The organism is Methylobacter sp. (assembly GCF_036845245.1).
GTDB lineage: Bacteria > Pseudomonadota > Gammaproteobacteria > Methylococcales > Methylomonadaceae > Methylobacter_A.
In genome coordinates, this window is record NZ_DAIUEH010000023.1 from 23,801 (window position 1) to 32,842 (window position 9,042).

7 protein-coding genes are annotated in these 9,042 nt (G+C 49.3%); 3 read left to right on the forward strand and 4 right to left on the reverse strand.

Going from position 1 to position 9,042, the window contains the following annotated elements; all coding sequences use genetic code 11:
* Positions 1 to 40 precede the first annotated feature (40 nt).
* Positions 41 to 682 carry an SMC-Scp complex subunit ScpB gene (gene scpB / locus V7051_RS11585; protein ID WP_442919652.1) on the forward strand — a complete coding sequence of 214 codons (642 nt, stop codon included), beginning with the start codon at positions 41 to 43 and terminating at the stop codon, positions 680 to 682.
* A gap of 22 nt (positions 683 to 704) precedes the next feature.
* Positions 705 to 1,538 (forward strand): 23S rRNA pseudouridine(2605) synthase RluB, encoded by an 834-nt coding sequence (gene rluB / locus V7051_RS11590; protein WP_333875123.1) that lies wholly within the window; start codon positions 705 to 707, stop codon positions 1,536 to 1,538.
* Between the two features lie 61 nt (positions 1,539 to 1,599).
* Here rluB and V7051_RS11595 read toward each other — a convergent pair whose 3' ends face one another.
* From V7051_RS11595 to V7051_RS11610, 4 genes are all read right to left on the reverse strand, one after another.
* Entirely contained in the window at positions 1,600 to 2,487 is an 888-nt protein-coding gene (locus V7051_RS11595; protein ID WP_333875124.1) for a GGDEF domain-containing protein, read from the reverse strand.
* 356 nt (positions 2,488 to 2,843) lie between these two features.
* Positions 2,844 to 4,043 (reverse strand): glycolate oxidase subunit GlcF, encoded by a 1,200-nt coding sequence (glcF, locus tag V7051_RS11600; RefSeq protein WP_333875125.1) that lies wholly within the window; start codon positions 4,041 to 4,043, stop codon positions 2,844 to 2,846.
* Positions 4,043 to 5,107, reverse strand: a complete 1,065-nt coding sequence (gene glcE, locus V7051_RS11605) for a glycolate oxidase subunit GlcE (protein ID WP_333875126.1) — start codon at positions 5,105 to 5,107, stop codon at positions 4,043 to 4,045. Before glcE ends, glcF begins: the two co-directional genes overlap by 1 nt.
* Before the next feature lies 1 nt (position 5,108).
* Entirely contained in the window at positions 5,109 to 6,578 is a 1,470-nt protein-coding gene (locus V7051_RS11610; RefSeq protein WP_333875127.1) for an FAD-linked oxidase C-terminal domain-containing protein, read from the reverse strand.
* A 905-nt stretch (positions 6,579 to 7,483) separates the two neighbouring features.
* Between V7051_RS11610 and V7051_RS11615 the strand changes: the two genes are divergently transcribed.
* Positions 7,484 to 8,923 carry a hypothetical protein gene (locus V7051_RS11615; RefSeq protein ID WP_333875128.1) on the forward strand — a complete coding sequence of 480 codons (1,440 nt, stop codon included), beginning with the start codon at positions 7,484 to 7,486 and terminating at the stop codon, positions 8,921 to 8,923.
* Positions 8,924 to 9,042: the final 119 nt, after the last annotated feature.

Genomic DNA, 9,042 nt, shown 5'->3' on the forward strand with positions numbered 1-9,042 from the left:
ACGTGTAGTTGAAGCAATTTTATTTGCTGCAAATCGGCCTATGACCTGTAAACAAGTGCAACAGGTTTTTCCTGAAATTGAACAGCCGGAAATAGAGGAAATACAGGCGGCTTGTGAGGCTATCCAAGAGGATTATAGGTTCAGGCCGGTTGAATTAAAACAGGTGGCCAGCGGTTACCGTTTTCAGGTCAGGCAGGAGCTGTCGCGTTGGGTATCACGGTTGTTTGAAGAAAAACCGCCCAAATATTCCCGTGCATTATTGGAGACTCTGGCCATTATCGCCTATCGTCAACCGGCAACGCGCGGAGATATCGAGGATATTCGCGGCGTCGGTGTCAGTTCCGGTATTATTCATACACTGCTTGAACGTGAGTGGATTCGAGTGGTGGCGCACAAAGAGGTGCCGGGCAGACCGGCTTTATACGGTACGACCAAACAATTTCTGGATTATTTCAATATTACGTCATTAAATGAGCTGCCGACATTGCAAGAGATTCAAGAGCTTGATTTGTCGTTAGATACTACGCAACAACCCATGCAGGTAAAGAGTGAAGAACAAGAAGCAACCGAACCGATCACCCAAACAGCCGTCGAGCAGTTCAGCGAAACAGCCGAGCAGGTCACCGAAACTATCGGGCAGGCCGCTAAAACCATCGCAAGGCTTAGCACAACAACCGAATAATTCTCCGAAGCAAGCTCCCTCTTTGAAAAAGGGGGGATCTGACGCTGATCAGTCAGTCGACGGAGAGCGTATCCAAAAAGTGCTGGCCCGCGGAGGCGTAGGCTCCAGGCGGGAGATTGAACGCTGGATCGATGAAGGGCGGCTAAAAATTAACGGTAAGACTGTTGGTTTGGGCGACCGCTTGAAAGATGGGGACTATTTGCTGATTAATGATCGGGTAGTTCACTGGGAAAAATTTGTCGAGCAACCCACTCGGGTGCTGCTTTATCACAAGCCGGTCGGTGAAGTGGTTACGCGCCGCGATCCTGAGGGTCGCCCGGTGGTGTTTACCCAATTGCCGAAATTGGCTGTCAGCCGCTGGATAGCTGTCGGCCGTCTGGACATTAACACTTCCGGATTATTGTTGGTGACTAATAATGGCGAGCTGGCTAATCGCTTAATGCATCCGTCAACGCAAGTGGAGCGTGAATATGCCGTGCGTATTTTGGGTGAGGTTTCAGAGGCTACCCTGGAAAAACTCAAGCAGGGCGTGGAGCTTGAAGACGGCAAAGCCAAGTTTGATGATATTAAATTCTTCGGCGGCGAAGGCGCCAATAAATGGTACAACGTCATCGTTGCCGAAGGCCGCAACCGGCTGGTAAGGCGTTTGTGGGAGTCGCAGGAGGTTATCGTCAGCCGCTTAATGAGGGTGCGCTATGGGCCCGTGGTATTACCGGAACGGTTGAAAGCCCGTACGTTTTATGAGTTAACCGATAAAGAGCTGGAATTGCTGTTTGAATTTGCCGGTATGGCAAACGAAAAACCGGCTATTACCGCCAAGCCCGAATTTAAAGCGCATAAGTCAAGTAAACGTTAACGGCTCGGGTCGGATTGCCCTGGGGGCACAAGAGCTTGGTGTAATCCGGCCCCGCCGTTGTTTATCTAGTCGCGATAACTTGGTTTCTGCCTTTGTTTTTAGCTAGGTACATGGCTTTATCCGCGCGCTGAATGAAAGACTCGATAGTATCATTGCCACGTAAGGTACTGACACCCAAACTTGCAGTGATCTTGATGGTCTCCATGCCGTAGGCTATCGTATGACTCTCAATTGAAGCACGGATTCGTTCCGCCAGCAATTCAGCGCCGTTGGCGTCGGTGTCGCTTAATAAAATTACAAATTCCTCTCCGCCATAACGGAAAACAATATCGCTCTCTCTTAAGTTTTCTTTGATCCATTTGGCACTAAAAGTCAACGTGATGTCGCCGCAATCGTGGCCGTATACATCGTTGATGTTTTTGAAATGGTCGATGTCAAAGAAAATCAGCGATAAACTCTTGGAATTGCGGGTGGCAAGACTCATTTCCCGTTTAATGGAATCGTTAAATGCAGTTCTGTTATGCGTTTGGGTCAACGGGTCCGTATGAGCCATTTTTAAAGCTTGATGAAATAAAGTTGCATTTTTCAACGGATAAATTAAACAGCAGAGCAGTGTTTCCAATAACTGGAGATCCGCTTCGCTGAATTTATGGTTGCGCATCAGCTTTAATTCGCCCAGCTGCTGCTGCTCAACTTTAAGTGCGTAATTGCAGGAGTGACGGGTAAAAATCCCGCTTTTTACTTCCAGGCCGAATTCTGTATTTTTATAAACAAAGGCGCTGTGAGGGATCTTATTGGCGATTTTACTGCTGAAAATCGCTATCAATTCATTAAATTCCAAAGTCGTTTGCAAAGCGCTGCTGATATCGTAATGATGAAGATTAACCGCTTTTGTTGCTTCAAAAGTGTTATTGCTGATAATCGCTAAGTTTGCTGATTTATTGTTCATGGCCGCTTCCTTATAGATTGGAACTATTACGTTGCAATAACTCAAGCGAAGGATATGCCATTTATAAAAATATCAATAATAATCAGTAGATTGATTGGCTTTTTTTGATCTTAATCTGATCGGCGTCATAAAGTTGACGTTATAAAGTGGCAAGAGATTGCCGGTAGGGCGGTTTAATCGGTTGTACTGCTGCCGCTATGTTTAAGTTCGATTGCCGCCATAATAATGATCTCGAAAAGGCGATTATCGGTTACTTAAGATTGGGATAGTCGCACTCAGTCGGCTTGACTGATTAAAAAACTGACCAGGCGTTTTAGGCGTTATCTACGTTCGTTTTAGTTTTGTGGCAGAACTCATTAATTTATCTCCAGTAAACTCAGCCAATGCACGACCGGTACTTTGCTCGTTATATTCAGATGCGTTAAGCAGCCGATATTGGCGGTGGCAATAATTTCCGGCTGAGGTACTTGTAAGTTTCTGAGCTTGCGTTCGCGTAATTCGGTTGCTAATTTGGGTTGCAATATGGAATAGGTGCCTGCGGAGCCGCAACATAGGGCCGATTCGTTCACCGGTAACAGCTGATAACCGGCACGTTTTAATACCGCTTCTACGCGGCCTTCAAGTTTCAGCGCATTCACTAAACTGCACGGAGCCTGAAAAGCTACCCGTAGTCCGTTATCTTCGCTGTCTATCGGCAAGTTCTCAACTATTTGCACGGGATCACGGCAAAGCGCTGTCAGTTTCGCGGCTTTCATCGAATGTTCAGGATCCTCATGCAATAGATGGCTATATTCCTGCAACATTGCACCGCAACCGCTGGCTGTCATGATAATCGCCTCAATGCCATTCTCTATATAGGGCCATAGGGTGTCTATAGTGATTTTGATATGGGTACGGGTTTGTTCCGTCGCAGTTAAATGATGGCTTACCGCACCGCAACAACCGGAATGAACAGGAATTGCCGAAATTCCATGCCGATCCAGCAAACGCGCCAAAGTACTGTCAATGCCGGGCTCCAGCACCGGCTGCACGCACCCGGCCAGAATCAGCATACGTCTTGAATGGCGCGCTTGAGGCCAAATGCCCGTGGGTTTAGAAGCTGGTATATAACGCTTTAAAGTGGATGGCATTAGCGGGCGCACGATACGAGCCAGCTTCAGCATAAGCCTAAAACGCCCGGTCGAAGGGATAAGCCAGCACAAAGCCGAGCGTATCAAGCGTTGCGGAATACTACGCGGAACCCGCTTTTCTAGCTCGGAACGGCCGATGTCGACCAGCTTTGCGTACTGCACGCCTGATGGACAGGCGGTCTCGCAGGCCCTGCAAGTTAAACAGCGGTCAAGATGCGATTGCGTTTGACGGGTCACCGCTTGCCCCTCAAGCATGCCTTTTATCTGGTAAATTCGCCCGCGCGGGCCGTCCAGTTCGTTACCCAGCAAGGTGTAAGTCGGGCAGGCGGCATTACAAAAGCCGCAATGTACGCAACTACGCAAAATAGCATCGGCCTCTTTGCCTTCCGGGGTCTGCATGAAGTCAGCAGGCAGCCATGTTTGCATCAGAGACTTCCTCCGATTAAACCGGGGTTAAAAATTCCGTGCGGGTCAAAAGACTTTTTTAAACGTTGATGAATTTTTAACAAACCCTCCGGAGGCAGGGCGCCGATAACCGGGGTTGCACTGCGGAATAAATAAGCGTAACCGCCTTGCGTATTGGCGATGGCTTGAACGTGTTCAGCGGGTTGATCGGTATGCCACCAACGCAGGCCGCCTTGCCAGTCGATAAAGACTTCATTTTCCGGTATCGATAAGTCTGAGGCAGGCGGTACTGACAGCCGCCACAGAGCTTGATCACGGCGAAAGAAGGGATGCGTTTGTTCGCGTAGCGTCAGCCATAAATTTGCACTGTTTATAGTAATCTCGCCGCCGATTTGCGCATAGGCCGAGTTGATAGCCGTTTCCGTTCCCTCCAATCTAACAAAAATATAACCGTCAAACCAAGCCAATGCAGTCAACGGCAGGGACCGACGAACGAAATCGGACATGCGTTTGGGCGCATTGGCCAGAGCACATTCAAACTGCAAAGTTTGTTCGAATTCCGCCTTGGGCATGACTTTAAGGCTAACCTCCAATAAAGCGCCCAATGTGCCGCGCGCACCGACCATAAGCCGCGAAACATCGAATCCGGCCACATTTTTCATGACTTGTCCGCCGAATTGCAATAGCTCGCCTTCGCCATTGAGTATTTTCACGCCCAATACATGATCGCGCAGGCTGCCGGCAAAAGGCCGCCGTGAACCGGAAAATCCGCAAGCAATGGCTCCGCCCAAGGTGGCCTGGTTTGTGCCATGGCTAAAATGCGGCGGTTCGCTGGCTAGCATTTGCTTGTGGTCGGCGAGTAACGCTTCAATTTCGGCTAGCGGAGTACCGGAGCGGGCGGTGATAAACAGTTCGCCGGGTTCGTAATTCAATACGCCTCTGTGGCCGGAGAGATTAAGTTCCGCATCCGACTTTGCCGATTGCAGAAAGCTTTTGCTGCGTCCGCCTACAATCGCCAATGAATGTTTTTTTGCAACAGCCTCTTTTACATCGGCTTGCAGTAATTGGGATAAATCGTCGTTCATGTCAAAAACGCTCTAATTCGGGGAAAGGTAACTTGCCTTGATGAACATGCATTGCGCCCAGTTCTGCGCAGCGGTGTAAGGTAGGTACGGCTTTTCCGGGGTTGAGCAATCCTTGCGGATCGAAAGCGGCTTTAACGCCAAGAAACTGGCTTAATTCCAAAGGCTTGAACTGCATGCACATGCCATCCAGTTTTTCTATGCCGACGCCGTGCTCACCCGTAATGGTTCCGCCTACCGACACGCAAAGCTGAAGAATGCAGCCGCCTAAAGCTTCCGCTTTATTTAAATCGCCTTCGCGGTTGGCATCGTAGAGAATGAGAGGATGCAAATTACCGTCACCGGCATGGAATACATTGGCGACCGGCAAGCCGAATTGTTCGGACAGCTCTTCAATACGCGTCAGCACTTCGGCTAAGCGATGGCGAGGAATGGTGCCGTCCATACAATAATAGTCCGGCGATAAACGGCCTACAGCCGGAAATGTCGCCTTGCGGCTTTTCCAGAACAGGGCGCGTTCGGCTTCATCTTTTGCTGTGCGCACTTCAAAGGCGCCGGATTCCAGCATAATTTGCCGTACCCGCATGATTTGTTCGGACACTTCAACGGCGGTTCCATCGACCTCGCACAGCAAAATGGCGGAAGCTTGCTCTGGGTAATTGGCATGAACAAAATCTTCAGCAGCCCGGATGGCGAGTTTGTCCATCATTTCCAGACCTGCCGGAATAATGCCTGCGGCAATGACATTGCCGACTGCCGCACCCGCTTTGGCTACATCATCAAAGGCGGCCAGCACCACCTGTGCGCATTCCGGGCATGGCAGTAAACGCACCGTGATTTCTACCACCACACCCAGCAAGCCTTCGGAGCCGCATAGCAAAGCCAGCAAATCATAACCCGGTGCATCCAAAGTTTTACCGCCGATTGTCAGAAGTTCCCCTTCTATTGTGACGATCTTCAGGCCAAGCACATTATGTACGGTCAGTCCGTACTTGAGGCAATGCACTCCGCCGGAATTTTCAGCGACATTACCGCCGATAGAACAGGCGACTTGCGATGAGGGATCAGGAGCGTAGTAAAGCCCGAAGGGTCGGGTTGCTTCCGATAAAGCCAGGTTACGCACTCCCGGTTCAACCCGTGCGCAGAAATTTGGCGGATCTATTTCCAGGATACGATTAAGCTTGGTTAATACCAGAAGAATGCCGGCATCATCAGGCAGCGCGCCTCCGGAAAGTCCGGTTCCCGCGCCGCGAGGCACAATCGGCACTTGTAGTTCATGGCAAATGCTTAGCACAGCTTGCACCTGCTCCACGGTCGTTGGCAGGCAAACCATTGCAGGCAGTTGGCGGTAAGCCGAAAGGCCGTCACACTCATAAGGGCGCATGGTTTCCGCATCATTTAATAGTGAATCTTGCGGCAGTACTTTACGCAGACGAGTGATTAAGGTGTTAAGGGTGGTTTGCGATAACGGCATGATTTTATAGTGAGGACCTATGAAGTGCGATTGATGTGCAATGCTGAGTAACCCGCTACACGGAATACCGGCAACGACTATTAGCTACGCGGCAAGCATCTGCATGGTTGATTTTAACGCCGCATTCTTCCAGGCCCAGCTATTTGATATAGAAAAAACAGCATAGAGCATTACATCATTTTGGACATTAAACACCTAATAAAACGGATCATCCAAATTTTTTAATGACTGAAATTTTAAATTATCGCTGACTCTTTCATGCATACCGACCCTCTCTAAGGGTTTGTACATATTGTATTTTTTACCTTATATTTTATTATTTGGTGTTACGCAGTTAGTCGAATTTCGACCGTTTTAAGATTAAGGAGTCGCTAGCGCGACACTTGATTGAATCGGGTTGTCGCACCCGAAGGCGAGTTACTTTCTTTTGCTTCGCCTCGGCAACTGCTCCTGCGTTGCTCTACCTCCTGCATCCATGCAGTCGAAAAGAAAGTAACCAAAGAAAAGGCGACCCGGTTGCCGCTTGAATCACTCGGCACATCCTTGTGCCTCGCCCTTCGGGTGCGATGCATGCAAATCGGCTATCCTGCAGATTCGTCCTGTGCTCCTCGCTTTCAATGGGGGTTGCCAGAAGGGCCATCCTTGGCCCTCTGACAATGCGCTGCATCCATGCAGCGCCCCTGCGGGCTATTCCCGTCGAAAGCTCCGGTGCTCGGCGCGGCAAACGGGAGAAATACAGTCCGCGTAACATCAGTTATTTAAGTTATTTATAAGGAATACTCTCTTCAGAAAACTGACTCTTAAGAATCGTAGGCCCAATTATTATAGATTCTCATCCGGAATTCATTGATCAGAGATCCGATTGCAGAGGCAACGATTTTATTTCAACAAAGGAGGTGTTAATCATGTTCATACATGGCTTCAAACGGCACTTCATCCGCGTTCTCAGTACTCTTCTCGCTGCTTTGTGCCTACTCTCGACAGCATCTTATGGACAAGATGAAGAGACTGGTGCGCCGCCTCCAGCTTACTCAACCACCGAAACCGGCACCACCCCATCGTCGATAGAACAAACACTCGTCCCAGAGGGCGTTCTGGTCATGCAACTGGCTGAAGCGTTAAAGCTTGGCCCTGTTTCGAATGAAGCGAAAGCGGAAGAGCTATTAAGCAGCCTGGGCATTGAACCCAGGAATGGGTGGGTTTCGGAATACCCGGTCACCCCGGCCGTTCTAGGCGATATCGAGAAGAGTATTGCCGTCGCAAGCGACCAGGTTAAGATTCCCTTTACCAAGGACCAAGCGCTTAAGCTGATAGGCGATATAAAAAACAGGCTTGGATTGGACGTTAATCCAGGTTCAAATCCTCCGGCCGACTTGAACAAAAAAACCGGCAATATGACGATTTACCGTTATACCGACTCTAAAGGCATAACCCATATCACCGATGAATATGATTCCATACCGAATGCATATCGAAAGAATGTCATAAAGATCAACCAATCAACACTGAATGAACACGCCGTTGGGACAGATGGCAGTGCGACACCAGTGCTTGAGTCCCAGTACATGGCAACTCAAGACCCCGAGGTCATTAATAACTATTATTATCAGCAAGGGCCGCCGGTTGTGACATACTTTTCGCCGCCGTATCCATACTCTTACCTTTACGACTGGGTTTCTTATCCTTTCTGGTCCACAGGTTTTTATTTTCCGGGATTTTTTATTTTAAATAATTTCCACCGGCATGTGTTTTTCAATAGGCATTCTTATTTTGTCTCCCATCATGCCGGTAGTGGCGCGTCCTTTCAAGCTCCGGGCGTCGGTTCGGCTAATCGGGCTTTACCTGGGCATTTGACGCCTGACAGGATCGCAACGCCCCACTGGTTTTCTACACCTCGTGCTCAAGCCGGTGCCAGGGCAATTGTCACATTTAACCAAAATCGTAGCCAATCTATCAATGGGTCGGCTGTTTCTAGAACGGACGCATTGAGACAGCCGTTGTCATCTGCCGGGCATGCAGGAGTTCAAGGCAATGCGCCCGCTGTTCAGAATGGCCGAGTGACGCTGCATAACGATCTTTTAAGGCCTGTTCCGGATTCAGGCGAGAGGATTTACAATCGCCAAATATTCAATCAACGGGCTTATATACCGAATAGCCCGAGGTTTTCTTCTCCTTCTATTTCAGATCATGATAGAGTCTTCAGCGGGCGTCGACAGTTCGGTGAAAGTGATTCCGGCAGATTCCACGGTGACGGGACTTTTCGGGAATTTCATGGCGGTGGAAATTCCTCCAGATATGGCGGCTCTTCTGCCGGAGGTTCAAGGGGCGGGGGCGGACACCGTTAAGCGCAGCGGTTCCTGAAACTTGCGTAACCTTAATCACCGTCTCTTATGATGGGCTTCGTCGAATTGACAGCGCTGCCATCGTGTTGCTGTAATCAGACCTAACAAAACTTGCTAAACAC